This is a genomic window from Lactiplantibacillus paraxiangfangensis, assembly GCF_036246185.1.
In the GTDB taxonomy this organism is placed as follows: domain Bacteria; phylum Bacillota; class Bacilli; order Lactobacillales; family Lactobacillaceae; genus Lactiplantibacillus; species Lactiplantibacillus paraxiangfangensis.
In genome coordinates this window covers 1-16,619 of sequence record NZ_BTPW01000029.1, presented here as the reverse complement: position 1 = coordinate 16,619, position 16,619 = coordinate 1, and the positions used below count along the sequence as shown (strand labels likewise).

17 protein-coding genes and 2 pseudogenes are annotated in these 16,619 nt (G+C 40.3%); 4 read left to right on the top strand and 15 right to left on the bottom strand.

Annotated elements, in window-relative coordinates; genetic code table 11:
- Positions 1 to 3: 3 nt before the first annotated feature.
- The 9 genes from AAA939_RS13115 to mobQ are packed head-to-tail and all read right to left on the bottom strand — an operon-like array spanning position 4 to position 9,045.
- Positions 4 to 1,158, bottom strand: coding sequence for a phage tail tip lysozyme (locus AAA939_RS13115; protein WP_338230920.1), 1,155 nt, complete (start codon positions 1,156 to 1,158; stop codon positions 4 to 6).
- On the bottom strand, positions 1,159 to 2,577 hold the full coding sequence (locus tag AAA939_RS13110) for a type VII secretion protein EssB/YukC (RefSeq protein ID WP_338230919.1): 1,419 nt from the start codon (positions 2,575 to 2,577) through the stop codon (positions 1,159 to 1,161). It lies immediately after the preceding gene.
- Positions 2,570 to 4,585 (bottom strand): VirB4 family type IV secretion system protein, encoded by a 2,016-nt coding sequence (locus AAA939_RS13105; protein ID WP_338230918.1) that lies wholly within the window; start codon positions 4,583 to 4,585, stop codon positions 2,570 to 2,572. Before AAA939_RS13105 ends, AAA939_RS13110 begins: the two co-directional genes overlap by 8 nt.
- Before the next feature lie 11 nt (positions 4,586 to 4,596).
- Positions 4,597 to 5,256, bottom strand: coding sequence for a TrsD/TraD family conjugative transfer protein (trsD, locus tag AAA939_RS13100; protein ID WP_338230917.1), 660 nt, complete (start codon positions 5,254 to 5,256; stop codon positions 4,597 to 4,599).
- Entirely contained in the window at positions 5,225 to 5,587 is a 363-nt protein-coding gene (locus AAA939_RS13095) for a conjugal transfer protein (RefSeq protein ID WP_114693151.1), read from the bottom strand. The genes trsD and AAA939_RS13095 overlap by 32 nt, the downstream gene beginning before the upstream one ends.
- 20 nt (positions 5,588 to 5,607) lie before the next feature.
- On the bottom strand, positions 5,608 to 5,943 hold the full coding sequence (locus tag AAA939_RS13090; RefSeq protein ID WP_338230915.1) for a CagC family type IV secretion system protein: 336 nt from the start codon (positions 5,941 to 5,943) through the stop codon (positions 5,608 to 5,610).
- A 1-nt stretch (position 5,944) separates the two neighbouring features.
- Complete coding sequence (locus tag AAA939_RS13085) at positions 5,945 to 6,556, bottom strand: hypothetical protein (RefSeq protein WP_105923099.1); 612 nt, start codon at positions 6,554 to 6,556, stop codon at positions 5,945 to 5,947.
- 38 nt (positions 6,557 to 6,594) lie between these two features.
- The gene (locus AAA939_RS13080) at positions 6,595 to 6,933 is read right to left on the bottom strand and encodes a hypothetical protein (RefSeq protein ID WP_011222043.1); all 339 of its coding nucleotides are present in this window, start codon (positions 6,931 to 6,933) and stop codon (positions 6,595 to 6,597) included.
- A gap of 51 nt (positions 6,934 to 6,984) precedes the next feature.
- Entirely contained in the window at positions 6,985 to 9,045 is a 2,061-nt protein-coding gene (gene mobQ / locus AAA939_RS13075; protein WP_338230912.1) for a MobQ family relaxase, read from the bottom strand.
- A 253-nt stretch (positions 9,046 to 9,298) separates the two neighbouring features.
- Between mobQ and AAA939_RS13070 the strand changes: the two genes are divergently transcribed.
- Positions 9,299 to 9,532: a hypothetical protein gene (locus AAA939_RS13070; RefSeq protein ID WP_164507098.1), complete on the top strand. Its 234-nt coding sequence runs from the start codon at positions 9,299 to 9,301 to the stop codon at positions 9,530 to 9,532.
- A gap of 16 nt (positions 9,533 to 9,548) precedes the next feature.
- Complete coding sequence (locus tag AAA939_RS13065; protein ID WP_338230911.1) at positions 9,549 to 9,827, top strand: hypothetical protein; 279 nt, start codon at positions 9,549 to 9,551, stop codon at positions 9,825 to 9,827.
- On the opposite strand, the gene AAA939_RS13060 is transcribed toward AAA939_RS13065, so the two are convergent.
- The 4 genes and pseudogenes from AAA939_RS13060 to AAA939_RS13045 all read right to left on the bottom strand — a co-directional run bounded on the left by AAA939_RS13060 (position 9,817) and on the right by AAA939_RS13045 (position 11,918).
- Entirely contained in the window at positions 9,817 to 10,638 is an 822-nt protein-coding gene (locus AAA939_RS13060) for a Fic family protein (RefSeq protein ID WP_057904516.1), read from the bottom strand. The two genes, AAA939_RS13065 and AAA939_RS13060, sit on opposite strands and share 11 nt — an antisense overlap.
- Before the next feature lie 50 nt (positions 10,639 to 10,688).
- Positions 10,689 to 10,887 (bottom strand): annotated as a pseudogene (locus AAA939_RS13055) (hypothetical protein).
- Positions 10,888 to 11,042: 155 nt separating this feature from the next.
- A pseudogene (locus AAA939_RS13050) lies at positions 11,043 to 11,369 on the bottom strand (replication initiator protein A); the annotation flags it as partial.
- A 270-nt stretch (positions 11,370 to 11,639) separates the two neighbouring features.
- Positions 11,640 to 11,918 carry a BRCT domain-containing protein gene (locus tag AAA939_RS13045; protein ID WP_020923847.1) on the bottom strand — a complete coding sequence of 93 codons (279 nt, stop codon included), beginning with the start codon at positions 11,916 to 11,918 and terminating at the stop codon, positions 11,640 to 11,642.
- An 859-nt stretch (positions 11,919 to 12,777) separates the two neighbouring features.
- On the opposite strand from AAA939_RS13045, the gene AAA939_RS13040 reads away from it, so the two are divergent.
- Positions 12,778 to 13,578, top strand: a complete 801-nt coding sequence (locus AAA939_RS13040; protein ID WP_105308454.1) for a ParA family protein — start codon at positions 12,778 to 12,780, stop codon at positions 13,576 to 13,578.
- Position 13,579: 1 nt separating this feature from the next.
- A complete protein-coding gene (locus tag AAA939_RS13035; RefSeq protein WP_027821221.1) occupies positions 13,580 to 13,927 on the top strand; it encodes a DUF5388 domain-containing protein in 348 nt (115 codons plus the stop codon).
- A 693-nt stretch (positions 13,928 to 14,620) separates the two neighbouring features.
- Here AAA939_RS13035 and AAA939_RS13030 read toward each other — a convergent pair.
- Together AAA939_RS13030 and AAA939_RS13025 are read right to left on the bottom strand one after the other, a co-directional pair.
- Complete coding sequence (locus tag AAA939_RS13030; RefSeq protein WP_020923858.1) at positions 14,621 to 15,523, bottom strand: YitT family protein; 903 nt, start codon at positions 15,521 to 15,523, stop codon at positions 14,621 to 14,623.
- 86 nt (positions 15,524 to 15,609) lie between these two features.
- Positions 15,610 to 16,242 carry a recombinase family protein gene (locus AAA939_RS13025; RefSeq protein WP_338230910.1) on the bottom strand — a complete coding sequence of 211 codons (633 nt, stop codon included), beginning with the start codon at positions 16,240 to 16,242 and terminating at the stop codon, positions 15,610 to 15,612.
- Positions 16,243 to 16,619: the final 377 nt, after the last annotated feature.

Sequence of the window (16,619 nt, the reverse complement as noted above, 5' to 3'; positions counted from 1 at the left end):
TCCTTACTTCTTGATTGGCCGGGCTAACGTCACATCGCTACCGTTCAATAAGCTATAAAACGCGGTGCCAAATGTGCTTTCGTTAACCTTGTCGCCGACACCACCTTGCTCAATGATCTTGGTGGCTTTACCTTGCCATTTTCCTAACAGAATAGCAGTATGGCCGTTGTTGCCGGCTCCCGCGCCTTGATTAACAATCACAATGTCGCCGGCTTTCGCGTCATTTTCACTGATCTGTTTCAAGTATTGATGGCTGCCTTTGGCGTCACTGGCCATCGTGCCGGTAAACCAGCCCATGTTGGCCGGTACCTTGTAACCAGCTTTATTAAACGCTAACCAGACAAAGCCCGAACAATCCGTCCCACCGGTTTTGTTAGGGTTCTTTAAATCGCTACCTAAATCGGGGCTGGGGTGGGTTTGCACATAGTAGAAGTCACCTTTCATACTTTCCGCATTTTTGACGATACTCCCACCGGAATAGCCCGGGTCACTATCACAACCTAGCTCGGTCAGATCGCCTGAACTCGCATTGTCTAAGGTATTACCGGCCACTGGGTCACTCGCCCCGAACACGGAATACCAGTGATCGGCATACCCGTATCTTTGGCTTAAATACCATTGTTCCGGGTTCTTACTCATACCCTCGTAATCCATTAACCAGGCTTTCGTCGCTTTGTGCACGTCCGTATATTTAAAGATCTGCTTATTTGACGCATAGTAACTACTGTTCAATTCTTGATCGAGATAGTCCAACTGCACGCCGAGATTTGTCGCTGGTTTGTTTTCCTTGTGGGCTAAGTCCTCCAACTTATCCTTTCGACCGCCTAACCACTGGGCTAAGCCCGTGGCCCCGGAACTTGAATTAACCGAATTGGGATCAAGGCGACTTTCTAGTTGTAAGACCCCTAAGATCCCGGCGGCCGCTTGTGGGGTGGCGCCATACTTCTGTTTCCAGTGCGCATAGATATTTTTGGCATTTTCTGTCATGCTCTTACTATCTAATTGCGTTTCTGTGGTGGTTGAGTTATCACAACTGTTTTCTTGTAGCTGACCAGTAATCGCGGCGATTAGCAAGATGATTAGCAGAATGGCGCCGCCCACAATATAAGCAATCAACTTCCACTTCTTTTTCTTATATTCAAACGACAATACCTGCATTTAATCACCCACTTTGTGCTTGGCCTGATCGACTTGTTTTTGCGCTGCTGATTGGTCACTCTGCGCATTCTTTAAGTCCGACTTGGCTGAATCCACCTTCTTGTCTTTGTCCTTATCTTTACTGCCATCAATCTTGTTGGCGTCATCTAACTTCTTTTGCGCGTCGTTAACTCCATTCTTAGCGGAATTGAGACTTAACAGGGCTTTTAAATACTTAGCTTTAGGACTGTTCACGCCGGCTAATTTGGTTTGGACGGTCTGGGCGTCTTGCGTATCGTTATGGGCGAGGAAAGCTTGCCCCATTCTCAATAAAACATCACCGTTCGTCGTAAAGGATAATTGGTTATTGAGCGTATTGGTATCGTAGTTAACAATCGCTTTTTCGAGTTGCAATTGGTCTTTTTGCTTGCTCGTCGCCTTAGTTGGCAACTGCCAATCAGCCACTTGGCTGTTATCTTTGTTGGCATAAGCCGCATTAACAACCTTGTTCAACTGACTTGGGTCAACGTTTAAAGCTTGCTGGTATTGACGATGCTTTAAAAAGACACTGACTTGCTTAGTTGAAGGATAGCCGGCCCGTTGCATATCTTTTTGCGCTTCCGACCACTTCCGATCATTTAAAGCAGTTTGAATTTGGCCGCTATATTTTAATCGCGTGACCTGGGCTTGGTTCTGGTTAGCTAAGCTTTGATACTTTCTTTCGTCACTTTTATGGACTAAGCCGACGGCCAAAACGGCCACAATCGCCACTCCGGCCACGCTCAACCATAAACGTTGTTTGGTTTTCTGCTGGGCCGTTTCAACTTCCTGCCATTCGTGATAACTCACAAAGTCCTCAATGCCGTTAACCACTTCCGTTAACTCATTTAACGACGTAGCTTTAGCTACTTGTTGTAAATAGTCATCAGGGTGTTTAGCTAGGGCTTCTTGAGGATTGCTTAGTAGCCGTTCATAGGGCGTCCCCGTCAAGCAAAATAGAATCAGCGCTTTGTATTTGGCTAAATTGCTATGTTTGTCATCATAAGGCATGAGTTCATTGGCGCGATAGGCGTACCAAACATGTTGCATGGGGTAATACCACAGATTAGCTGGATTTAACGCAATATGATACTGGCTATCAGCAACCACATTTTGCGCCATGATTTCTTTCGCAATGGCCGCCCGGATTGCCTTATTCTCATGTGGTAATTCCTTTAATGATCTGACCTTATCTGGCAAGGTATAAGTTAAAACGACCTTTTGGTCTTGCTCAACCACGTTAACCAACTGCAAGAAATTGGCATCAGCTTGCTTTAATTCGTTTAGCTCACTCAACTGGTCATATCGAAACTGATTGTGATTGAGTTCAAGGATTAACTTGTTTTCTTGCCGCCTGAACGTCCCAACCTCGATATTCAATAACTGACTTGATTTACTCATTTAAAGCCCCTCCTTCCTCCTCGGTGGTGGTCAAAGCGTCAATTTCACTTGGCGTCAACACCACGCGCTTTTGATAATCCGGTTGGTTGGCGGTCTCACGGTTATATTTTTCCTGGTAAGCTTCGGAATCAATTAGCCGTAGTTCTTCTTCGGTCAACTCGACTTTCATAAAGGCGCGTTGACTGCCATAAATCATCAGGGCTTCGCCTTGTCTACGGCGTTCTAGTAGCTTCTTTTCTTTATCTGAGAACATCATACGCAACTTAGTAATGACGTCATCAACGCCTTTGCCATCAAGGCCAAAGAACACTTTGGTATAGGAGTTCCCAATAATGGCTTCCCCAATGTTCTGCCCAGTATCTGTTGTTCCTTCGATCACATCTTGAATTTGTTGCGTTCCGGCAATCGCCCCGGCGTTATACTTTCTAAACCGCTTGTAGGCTTGATGGAAAAAGGTTGCCGCCGCTTTGTGTAAGGTCAAAAAGTGAAATTCATCAACAAACAATTTCTTGCGGCTATGCCGATCTTTGGTAATTTCGTCCCATAGATACTGAAAAGTATTCAGATAGGCCGCTGATTGGACTTCCTGTTCACTTTGTAGCGGTTTTAAATCAAAGGAAATGATTTTCCCTTTTAAGTTAACGTTGGTGTACCCGTCAAATAGGCTGTTAGAACCATGGGTATAGCTGCCTAAAATATAGTAGAAGTCTTTAACCCGACTGAATTTGTCAGCGTCCTTATCAGCCAATTTTTCCAACTCGTCATAAACATTGGATAAGGTCGGCCACTGATCGTCTTTAATTTCTTTCAAGCGGCTGTATTTCAAAACGCCACTGTTGACGTAAGCTTGTTTAACGACATCATCAAGGATTGCCAGTTCAACTTGGGTAATCCCGGTTTTAAGGACTTCAAAGAACCCTTTTAATCGCTGAATTTTATCTTTGACTAGTAAATCAAGGTTCGTGACCGCTTCATCAGCGCTGAGGATTTCTTCGGAAAAGATTTGGAGCGGATTAATTTTGTACTTAGCATTCGAGGTTAGGTGCAAGACTGCCCCACCTAGGGCTTCGACAATCTTGGTATATTCATTTTCTGGATCAATAATGTAGATTTGATAGTCTTGAATGGCGTAGCGTAGGATTTTCTGAATCATATAGGTGGTTTTACCAACACCGGAAGTACCAATAACAACCATATTCTGGTTCAGGGTCTTGTTGCGATCCAACATATCCACGGCAATTAAGCTGTTGGTATCTTTGTTAACCCCTTCAATATCGCTTCTAGGCTTCAAGTCCAAAATTTCCGCGTCATCAAAGGGAAACATGCTGCTGGCGACTTCTGTATTACTCTCTTTATAGGTGTAATCCCCCATGAGGTTCTCGTTAATTGGCATGGTTGACCAAAATGCTTGAAAGGTTGCTTTAACGGGTACTAGCGGTTTCATCTGTAGCTTAATCAACGTATTCTTAACGTTTTCGGTTAAGTCGTCTAGTTCTGCTAAACTGTTGGCCCGCAGATAAACCAGCATATGTTGGTAGACAAATGTGGTAGAATTATCAAGGTATTTATCTAGTTGCATGTTGGCTGAATCAATATAATTTTGCAGAATTTTCTTTTTATACGGGTCGAACGTATTGAGCTTCTGCGCTTCCTTATTTTGAATCGTCTTCTTGTAATAGGTAATCATTGAATTGTTACTGGCGCTGTCGATATATTGCACAATATCGATAACGCCTTTTTTGCGCTTCAACTCCGATAACCAGTTGCCATACACCCGCTTAGGATAGTCGGCAATCGCTAACACCCGAATAAAATTCTCGCCCGACTGGACGTAGGTGGGGTACTGTTCCCAGCTAAATGGAAATAGTGAATGCAAGCTATCGCGATCAATCAGTCTGGTAAAGTCTTCAACCTCCGGTTTATGCTTGTTAACTGCTGGTTCACTATTTTGCTGACTTTCTTTTTTAGTTGGCATAAACAAATCAATGATCTTATCACCAAAACTCATACTGTTACCTCCTATCCATTGAAATTGATTAAGTTCTTTAAAATCTCTTGGACTTCTTGACTAGTCAACACTTTGGCCGTCACATCAAAGTCTGTTAACGCATTTTCAATATCCCGCTTAACCTGTTCGATCTTCTCGTCTAAGTGGGTGACGGCTAAGCTTAAGCTTTTAACGCTTTTGTCCTTAATCGGCACCTTAACGATTAGCAGGTGTTGCTTAGTCGTCATGTTTTTGGATTCTTGGACTTTAGTAAAGTGATCCAAGTAACTGGCCATTAATTGGATTTTGAACTGTTGCTCGGGGTGATCTTTTTGTAAAGTGAGATACCGCCGTTTGAGACCATTGAGATAAGCCGTCATATTGACGGGAATCGTCGGCTCTAAGAACTGTAAGGTGTCATCAACCCCTTCACCTAACGTACTCATGAGAAACGCACCATAGTCCTCAAAAACGTCTTGCTGTTCGGTTTCATTAAGTAGATCAAGGTTGATCCCACTAACTTCCAAAATGCCAACGAGATTACCCGTTTTGGTAACTTCGTAGTTACCATACATACCCACCACCAAGCTCATGTCATCAATGGTCTCTTTGCCACCATTGATTCTAGGCGGTTGGTAATCCCAATTGAGCTTCGCTGATTTATTGGCGGTTTTGCTCTTCTTCAAACGCATTTAGTTCACCTCGCTTCTTCGGTTTTAAATAAAACAGTTTCTGACCATTGGCATAACGGCGTTTCAACTTAAAGTTATCCCGCACCTTAATGTTCTTCCGCGCCGCAACTGGCCTAATTGTTAAAATAGCCATGACAATCGTCATGGCTAAGACAACAATCACTATTTTTATCAGGACTAAAATCAGACCATAGGGTGGAATCGCAATAAAAATTAAGCCCACTAGTCCTACCAGTGCCGCATAGCCAAAATCCTTCAAGGTGTAGTCTTTCCAAATCCCGTAATCTTTATCTACGTTCTCTGGGAAGATAAATTCTTTCCCTTTCTTCATTTGGCAAGCTCCTTTTTAAATTAAGTGAATAGGCTGTAGACCCAAGGCAATAGCCAGATAACCGCTGCCGCTAGGGCCACTAAACCAGCTACCCGACCAACTGCGTGATAAACTTCGGATTTCTCTCGCGGATCGTCTGCGTCAGGCATTCTTTTGATAATAATAAATAGTGCGACACAAATCCCAACTAAAACGACCAAGCCAGTTAAAATACCTTGAATCGTCTTGCCAGCGCTAGTTAGTTTGCTTTGAACTTCACCACCGTCCGCTGCCAAAACAACCTGAGTATTCATCAGGCCCAAGTAAATCGCAGCAGCTCCAGTAGTGGCTAACGCTTTTACTTTGCTAAATTTCATATTATTCCTCCTTTCCGTCTTCCTGTGAACGTAATTGAGTCGGTTCTGCTCGCGTTTGCTCGGGTTCTCGCTGATAGAATTTGTCCAATTGCTCCTCGGCAATTTGCTGGCTTGGTAATGGGTCGGTGGCTAATTTAACTCGGCCATTTTCGCTCGTGGCTAAGTAATACTCTTTTTCTGACTGACCTAGCTCTTGGGTCTCTAAGACATGCAAATTATGTTCGTAACGGCCTAAGGCGTTATCAACTTTCAAACCATAGAAACCTAAGAAGCCTTCCAGGAAACTCTCACCAAAAAAGGTCATTTCGTTTTTAATTTGCTTATATTGATGGGTGGGTTTATCACTTACCAATTTTTCGGCCTTTTTAGCATTTTGACTGTCTTGATGGCGATTAAACCAGCCGCTAAGTTTTAATGGTTCAGTCTTTAACTGGCGTTTAACGGTCTTCTTAATCATTGCTTGCCGAACTTCATCAATCGGTTGTCCATCTTGTCTCAAAATCTCTTGTAGTTGTTTTTGATCAGTCAGTGCTTGGTCATCATCAACCACAATCGCCTTTTGCTCATCATGAAGTAGCTTGCCACTAATGCCTTGCCAGCTTTCTACTTTCATTGGATCACCTCCTTATGTTGTTTGTTGGGTTAGAAATATTAAACAACTAGCTTTCCCCTAACCCGCCCGGTAAAATGGATTATTAGGAGGGTGACACCTAGAAGGCGTATTTCTAGGTGCTGATCCCCGTTAGCAACTTCACTGCTTACGAGGACGCCCTCTTTTTTTATGTGGTTTTTAACCCACTCTATCCCTTCATCAGATATTAATTTATTGGTACCTGAACCAAGCAAAAATTGATCAGGGAACTCTGGATGTCGTTTGATCCAGTTGCTGACATAATTTCGGCCACGCCCCAGCTTATGATTAGCTTGCGTTAGGCTGTACCATTCCTGATTGCCTGTCACATGTAAGTTCTCCTTTCTTAATTTAGTCATAGTTTAGCACTAAAAGGTGTAACTTACACCATTTATTTTTTTACATTTAGGTTACAAATGCATACCCCCATCTTCATGCCGGTTTCGAGTTTGGTGTTGCCGTTGCTTTTTCGTCATTTCCCACTCGGTCTCTTTTAGTCCACGTAGTTGCTGCTTTCTTAGATAGTCCGTATTTTTCGCATATAAAATGGTTATTAAGGCTTCGTCCAAAATATTCATCAGGTAATTTTTCGGGCTAGTTGGGTGGTAATTAATGGCCTGATAGTCCTTAACTTGAGCTTGCTTATATTGGTCAAACCGGGTTGCCTGTTGTTTCAAATGGGCTTGCACCATTTCAATTTGTTGGTGATCCAACTTAGGATCTTGGCCACATTCGCCGATAAACAGTTGCCGGGTGCCATCATGTTTTAAGACCCGTTGTAGCCGATGGTCCTGAATATCTTTTAATTCAATTTTGCCTAACAGGTAATTTAAACCGGCTTGGTGTTGCTGACCAGTAAAGACGACCGGTGGCTGCTGTTGTAATTGACTAAGATCACTGGCGCTTAATGGCTTTAATTCTGGATCATAGTAAACCACAGCGGTATAGATTTGCTCCTTGTCAATCGGCTCTAGCTTATCGAGGTCACTATCCGGAAAAGCAGTCGTTAGAATGCTGTCGTATTGGGTTTGAACCACGGCTTTAACCTCCCGAATGACCCGTAAATCTTTCACCGCTTTCGAAATGAATTCGAGTTCGTTAGGTTGATAAGCGGCTAGCATGCCCCGATCAGTAGGCTTCAAATCGTCTAACTGGTGACCATGTTTGGCTAGTACCGTGGTTAATTGCTTCTCAATTGTTTGGGCCTGCTGATTAACTAACTGCCAGCTGGTATATGGCCGCTTGGTAAACGTCAATAATTGCTGGGTTAATAAGTCACTTCGAATATCCGCTAACCGTTCAGTCAATTCACTATCTTTAAAAATCGTTTGTTCGCTATTAGTTTCTTTAATTAGTTCCCGCCGTTCAGCGGCCGTCGTCCGTTCAAAATCAAGTTCCGGATATAATTTTTTAGTTGCTCGGTCCACCACTTTATTTAACAACTGATTAGCTTGTGCTAGTGATGTGGTTTGCTGGTCAATGGTCAGCAGTTGCTTAGTCACATCTTCGCCAATCGCATGTTTAATTAATAAGCTGTTTTTCCAATTAAACAGCATGCGTTGCTTGTCATCTAAGTGTTCTAAATCGACATAAGTTTTCAGTTGTTGACTTAGGTGGCTAATCGTGTGCTTTTCGGAAAATGATAACTCGTCAGTTAATGCGTCAAAATGTTCATGATTTCGGATCTTTTCGTTAATATTATGATACTTAGCTTGAGTGCTTCTTTGTGCTCTAACTTGTTGATTAAACGCTTTTCTATTTTGTCTCTGACTATTAATCCCTTCATGTTGGGTAGGTGTCTCTTGGATTCCTTGATCGACAAATGATTTTTCGCTAATTCGATCGGGAATATTTTTTTGTGCTAAAGACTGATTAACACTTGTTGCCCAATTATGCCGCCACTCATTAATTTTTTCCTTTTTATCCCAATCAACTAACCAAATTTTTCTTTGTTTTGGGAACCCACTTTTAGTTAGAAGTTGCTTGCCATTCTCATCTTTAATGTACTGCGTCTTTGCTTTTAATCCCCAAGTACCATCGGGGTTAAAGGGCCGATTAGTTAACATCACATGAGCATGCGGATTATCCGGGTGCTCACGATGAATTGCGACATCAGCTACCATACCTTGATCGACAAAATTCTCTTGCACGTATTTAGTTAATAATTCTTTTTGTTCATCTGTACTTAACTCAATTGGTAAAGCTACGTTAAACTCTTTGGCATATCGTGAGTTTGATTTACGATCTTTCTTTTCAACTTCATTCCACAACTTCTCCCGATCACTCGCCCATTTTGGTGCATTCTTTGGTGTCAAAATAAAGCTTTCTGGCATAACCGAACGCGCATAAAAATAGCTTTGTCCTTCTTTTTGATCGAATAACTTTTCACCACTTCGATAAGCAGCTCCAGCAATGGCACTACGTCCTTTACCAGCACTAATATTTTGAAAACTCATGTGAAAAATTGCCATGTTGGTCACCGTCTTCCTTTGATTATATGAGTTTGACTTTGTTGTCGCCAACGGCGACTTCTAATACAGGTTTTAATGGGGTTAACACAACATAGAATTTATTCTATGTGTAAGTGCGCATTGACCTCGTTTCACTCGGTCTTCTGATTACCTTAACCTTAGTTTTATTGTATGACTTTCGCTTCACTACTTCAACTTTTATACTTTGACTTAACGTTCTCTGTATGATATAGTGTCGGTGATTATTTTTAATATGATTGGAGGGATCATTATGTCGCAAAGTAACTTAGAAAAACAAGAAGCTAAATTAAAAGCCCTTAACCAAAAAATCAAGGGCGAAAAAAATAAGATTGAACAACGATTAGGCAAACAGATCATTAGTCAAGCAAATTTAGATTATGCTAATTTATCTAATGATAATATCAAGTCTTTATCCAAAAAAGTAGCCGAGTTTTTAAAAGTAAATCAAGCACATAATCAGTTATAAATAATGGAGTTATGTCATGGCTAATCAATATAAAAAACTAGTTGAGCAGCAAGCGCGTTTAAAACAAAAAATTGAGCGGGAAGATTTTAAATTACGGCAATCTAAATATTATGAAAGTCGGCAAGACCGCAAAGCTCGTTCTCGCCGATTAATTCAAAAAGGAGCTTTGTTAGAAAAATACTTTCAAGCTGATAACCTTTCGGTTGAACAAACCGAAGAGCTTTTAAAAACATTTGCCGATTACGTTAATGCCCATAAGCCGAATAAGCTCAAAAACGATCAACCTAATAACTAGGCCGATCGTTTTTATTTTCTGGATCATTTTTTGGCTTAATTTCTGGGTTTTGATCCGCAAAATCTTTTAATTGTTCTTGGATTCTTTTACCAATTTCGTCTTCAACTGATTTAAGCTCTAAGTTTGCTCTAATTTGTAATCCTTGAATGCCATTGTCATATGTCCACCGTTTAATTTTAGCCATGTCATTAGTTCGATAATAATTGGCAATTAGTTCGTTCCATTGATCCCACTTATCTAACGGCACATTGATTAAGCCTGCACCACCGTCAATCATAATTTTATTAGCACTTAAAGTCGCCGTCCTTTTGTTCCCGTCCCAAAAGATTTGTTGGCGCATATTATGATACATAACAGTCAATGCTTTATCAGTGGTCGTTGTTTGCGGATCAGCCAAAATTTTTTGTAAAAAGGATTGTTCTTGTTTTTCGTTAATTAAGGGTGGTTCAAAAAAGTCTTCACTGCCTAAATCAACTCCTCCTTTTCCTTGCCGTAATTCTCCTGGTACTAAGGCGTCTTCCGCGGCCACAATCTTGTTAATTTGTTTTTCCATGGTTAACGTTAAGGAGGAATTTTGATCAGTGATATATTGCCACCCACGCTTTAAGTTAACAATTGTCAAAATATCTTCAACAGGAACGCCTGCCACACTCATGCCGTCCATAATGGTTTGTGTTTGCGGCAAAGTGGTATTTACGCCTTCAAAGCGGGCACTAGTGTGTACTAGCTTGGTAAAATTTGTTCGAGCAAACCGTTTGTTTTCTGCAACTGTAAATTGATACTTGTCCATATATGCTTGTGTCTTAGTCATATTTTGTGCCTCCTTTTCATTCCAACCACTGATTCTTTGACTCGTCCATGTTAAATCACGAAATGCTTTTCGTTGATAATTTTTTCTTGCCGTTTATCTAAGAGGTAAGTGTGTAACGCGTCAAACAACTTGCGCTTATCAGGATCTGGGTTATGTGCTGCTTGCTCCCAAATGCCCTGAATATCGACTGGTCCAGGGGTCAGCCAACAATTGCTCTATTTTTTCGACTTCTTTGCTTGGTTTGGTCATTTAAAAAACTCCTTTCCCATCTTTCTAGATTAGTTATCGCCTATTCAGCTATTTAAGGCGCCTATTTTAGCTTCTAAACGGTTTTAAAGCGGTTTTAATATAATTATGTGCCGAACACTTTAAACGGCTTAGATGAGCTTATATGCCGTTTAATTCTAAAAGCGCTCATTGTCAGCGTTTTGCTCTTCGGGGTGGTTGGCCGCATATTCTCTAGCCGCTTGTTTATTCCACCAAACGCCAAATAGGTTTTGCATGGTGCCGTACAGGTAGTTTTCCACGTTCTTGATGTGCTTCTCATTGCTTCTTAGGGCGTTAAAGTAACGTCTCAAGGCTTTAGTCATTAAAAATTTAAGTTCTTCGTCGTCCAGTGGGATTATGACGCCAATATCTTTATGATCCTTCTCAACTCGGTACTTAGCATTTAAGATAATACCAACGAAGCGACGTATCTGTTGCGGGGTACGGCACCAAAAACTAAGCAGTATTCATCATGTTACAGCACCCAAGTAAAAGCTACGAAGATAAAAACATTCATCCTCAAAATATGTAACCTAGAAAAAAGGCCTCCAGTGTTAAACCGGGAGCCTTTTTTAGTATACCAATTTCTACTTCACATAAGGCGGCTTATCCCAAGTAACCCCCTCACTCCCTGATAAAACAACGATCCATTATTTGGCCTTTGTGAAATTTGACGGAAGAGGAGTGGTCTAGATGAAAAATCCCCAAAAAATCAGTAAACTCACTTTGTGAATTTAACCGCCTAAACTCCTAGACCATTGCGCCAATCGTGCCTGACACCAGTCCAAAAAATCCCGTTCTGAAATCGTTGGTGTTCCTGTCAATAACTTTTTTGTGATGGGCTCCTCACCTAAAGCCGTCTCAATTAACCCAACCACTAAATAATCTGTCTGTTTCGTAACCCAATTTTGTGGTTTCGCCCCAAAGACTTTCGCCAAACTAAAAGCTTGATCCCGAGTCATGGTAGTTAGACGTCCGGTAAAAGCAATCTCACAATCTCTTAAATCAAGCATTTTAAATCATCAACTTTCTTGATTCTAATGTTGGTTTTGACTTGACGGGTTATGGTTTTCCATTCAGTTTAGAGGGAGTGACGTTTTGAGCGCAGAATTGTTCCCTGGAAACAGTTATTTGGAATAACTGAACCAGAGTACAATTCTACTACTAAAAGTTTCCCCTTAGTTCGTCGGTCGTTAACGCCCGTCGCTTGTCTGTACAATTGCGGTATTGCTACCACCACTCATTATAAACCTACGTTTTCGGTTTAACCTACTAAAAAACGCCCTAGTAAGCGTTGGCAATACGTATTTATGTTTGTTCGATCACCAACTAATCAGTGGCACCAAGCCGAAGCTTCGTTTTACCACCCGCGCCGTTAATGGTCGCGCTCACCATTCACCACCCAGCCGTACAGATGACCTTGTTGTGGTATAGCCAGACTTATTGAAGTCGCCCTGGCAAACGTGTCCCCTTAGATTTAGACCCCAGCTTGTCCCCTAGGGCTTTAAAAATCGCACCGGCCATGATATAATAGCCATTAAACAATGATGACTTTTATGTGGCGCTCACCGACGGGAATCGGTGGGTGTTTTTTTATGTTCTATTTTGACTACGGTTATCATTATATCAGTTATCAAATTTTTGGTCAACTTTTCTTGTGTACAGTACACTGTACACTGTACACTGTACCTTGTAAACTGTACACCGTGTATTGGGTACTGTGTACTGTACACTTAAATAATTTCATAAAAAAGCCGTCATTCCGCATTCAATTGTTAAGTATTTTTTCTGTACATTGTGTACTAAGTACGGTACACTGTACATATAACACAGTACACCGTGTACCGTGTACAAATGGAGGAATTTTAAAAAATGATAATTAGTTGCGCCAATGAAAAGGGTGGTACTGGTAAAACATCTACTACAGCCTTAATCAGTTGGGAATTATCAAATATGGGATATAAAGTGCTTATGGTAGATTGTGACCCTCAAGCAAACCTAACTGATTTAATGATAAAAACAAAAAGTCACGAAAATTCCAGCATCACAATTGACCCATCTCTTTTCGCATTACTAATTAACGGAAAAGACTTAAATGACGGCATCATTAACATTAAGAACGATCTTGACTTAATACCAGCTGCTGCTGATATGAACTTATTCAGTCGGTGGGTTGATAAACAAGACATTGATGAAAAAGCTAAAGTCAGCTATCTTAAAAACTCTTTGTCAAATATATCTAGCAAATTCGACTTCGTGTTTCTTGATGTAAGCCCTACAATGAGTTTAACAAACGATAACGTTTTTATGTGCTGCGATTGGATCATTGTTATGCTACAAACTCAGCAAAGAGCATTGCTGGGAGCAAAAAGTTTCTTAAGCTATTTACAAACGAATTTAATTGACGAATTTGGAGCAAAAGTAGATGTAGCGGGTATTCTTCCAGTTCTTACAAAAGGGCAATCAATTATTGACAATGCCGTTCTTAAACAGGCCGTAGAAGAATTTGGGGAAGACAACATATTTGAAAATGTCATTACTGCTATGGAAAGAGTAAAGAGATACGACCTTACTGGAATCACTGAAAGCAGTCGTTCTGTTTGGGATAAAGCCACTCACAGCACATATACGGCTGTTGCTACTGAATTAATATCTAGATTGGAGGCAGAATAATATGGGAGGACTTTTGAAACACGATAATGATAATCAGGTAAAAAGTCCTGATAAGAAGGTAAACGTAAATGTATCATCAATTTCTAGAAAGCAAGCAGGTTTTGGCGAAGATAGTGCGGAAAAAATTCCTACCTTCGATGTAAACATGCGAGTTGATAATCATACCAGAAACGCCGTTTTGGCTTTGTCTAAAGCAACAGCTGATAAGCGTTCAGCTAGTGAAATGGTTTCTTTGATGATTGAAAGTTATCTTGAATCACTAACTCCCCAAACACGTGATACTTACGATGAATTGGTATCGATGATGGAAACAAAGGATAAGCTTGACTATAAACTAAAAAGTAAATAATCACGCGCCCTCAGACAACACGTTCAGCTTTTAGACGTATACTTGTCCGTTTAAATGAAGCAGAATGCACACAAAAAAGTCCTCTATTATGCGGAATAGAGGGCTTTTTTGAAATCAGTACATACAGGCTTTGCTTAGGAGCGTTGCTTGTGTCCATTTAGGACATACACAATCATATAACAATCAATCAATGCTGTCACTTAACTTACTCAAAAAAGCCACCCATACTACTCAAAAAATATTCACAACCTATATAAGCAACCGTTTCCAAAAGTTCTCTCTCGTCTCATTAGAGGGCTTTTCGTTTTGCTTGCTTATACTTTGTATCTGAATCATTGCTATCGTCCTTAGAATCGTTCTCACGGCTTTGTGTGGTGTTGCTTTTGACACTTTTGTACTACTGATAATACTGAGCATAGTATTTCCGATAGACTGAATATTTCGTTTCATAATTTTCCCCGCATTATTTCAAAAAATAGTTACTTGATACTTGTCAAAACTTAAGGCTTGTAAAAAATACACCTATTGGTTTCAAGTCTGTCTCAATAGTAAAACTATAAAATTTGAATCCTGGCCGTTTTCACATATATTATTGTTCAATACCCAACTGCTCTACGTGATCAAAACAACAATTTTCTAATCAGTGACTAGTAGATTATAGCCGTTTTTTCATATTAAAACGTCTATTAATTTTTATTCTTTACTGTGCTGCCAATTAACATGGTATCTTTTGCGTTGATAACTAAAGCCCTCTCCAATCACTTCATGGGCATCCAGTACCGTCACAAATGCCCGTTCATCAATCGCTTTAATTAATTGCTTCAATTGTGGAATTTCCCGCGGTTGAACCACCAAATAAATCACTTGCTTTTGATCATGCTGATAACCACCTTCAGCTTGCAAATATGTCAATCCTCTATTTAAAGAAACATCAATTAATTGGGAAATTTTTTGGCTTTTATCTGACACAATGAATAATACCTTAGCACGATTGGGCCCTTCTTGGACCATATCAATTACTTTAGATAATACGAAACTAACAATTAGCGAGTACGCGATGTGATACAGATCTAAGTATGATAGTGATAGCCCTAATACTACATAGTCAATAATCAAAATTCCTTTTCCCGAAGAAAATCCAAAACTTCTCTGGCCAACCCGAGCAATAATATCACTACCACCAGTAGTTCCGTTATAACGAAAAACCAGACCAATTCCCAGCCCTGATAATACCCCTGCAACCAGTGATGACAATAATAAATCATTTCTCAATGGTAGTGGTTGAATCAGAGGCTGCTGTGACCATATTATTAGAAATAGTGATAAACAAATGGTGCCATAAATGGTGTAAGCCATCATGCGCTTGCCTAAGTAGCGCAACCCAATTAGTATCAATGGAATATTCAGAAATAAAGTACTAATTCCCAAGTTAATATGAAAGAAATGACGAATAATCAGAGTTATTCCGCTCAGACCGCCGTCTGCCAAACCACTTGGAATAGAGACTAAATCTAGACTGAACGCATAAATGCTACATCCCAACGTAATCATAACTAATTCGAAACTATTGTATTTTGTCCAATCTTTAAAAAACATAGTTCATCTCCAAAATGTTTTATCAATGTAAGTGCTTTATTATTTGACCGATGGTCCCTAAAAAACACTAACTTGTCCTGTAGGCCCTAGCTATTCACTTCCCTTTTGGGAGTGCCTAAGTCGCCAACTCTTAAAGCATATTCTTTAATACGATAAATTTGTCGTCGTTGTACGCCAGTACTCCTTGCAATTTGTGCAATATTCGTTCCATCCCTGATCATTTGAACTACCCTTTTATATAGGTAGCGTTTTGATCCATGTGGACTATATTGCCGCCTTCTTCCTTTATACTCCCCGCGCTCCTTAGCTAATTGGATCCCCTGATTCTGCCTAGCATGAATTTTGTTGCGCTCTTCTTCAGCTGTATATTTGTATATTTCAAAAACCAAATTGGTTAATAAACCACGTAAGTTAACATCTTGTATATCAGTGAAACTCGGTAAACTTAAAACATCTAGTGTGGCTTCCTTTTGTTGAATCAAGTTAATGGTGTCAGTAATGTCCTGAGCATTTCTACCAAGTCGATCTAAATCCAAAACAGTGACAATATCTTTTTCACGAATGAACTCTAACATTTTTTGCAATTCAGGGCGATTTTGAACTGATTTTCCGGAAACTTTTTCCTGAAATATTTTCTCTACACCAGACTTTTTTAGAGCTTCAATCTGCCGAGCTAAATTCTGATTTTCAGACGACACCCTAGCATAACCAATTTTCATATATTTGCCTTCTTATCATATTAATTCTGACGTCAGTTTCTGGGCAACTACTCAACTAGTTGATCTGATTAAGATTTAAAAGTTACTGTGTCACACTCTAATGTCTCACACGTTTGATCTATTATACCACAGCTCAGGAAGGAGACATTAGGGTACATCGTAACGTAACGGATTGGGGGATTCGAGATAACTTCTTAACTGGACGGGTTCAATATTGGTATAACCAGCATCATCAAAGTATTGGTAGTACGGTAGATTGTAAAATTAATCCGAACGCTGTTCGGACAAAAAAGATCAGCTTCCTTTAAAATGGTGTTTACCACAAACCCATCTTTTAGGAGCTGATCTTTTGTCTAGTATAACCTATTCCGAACGAA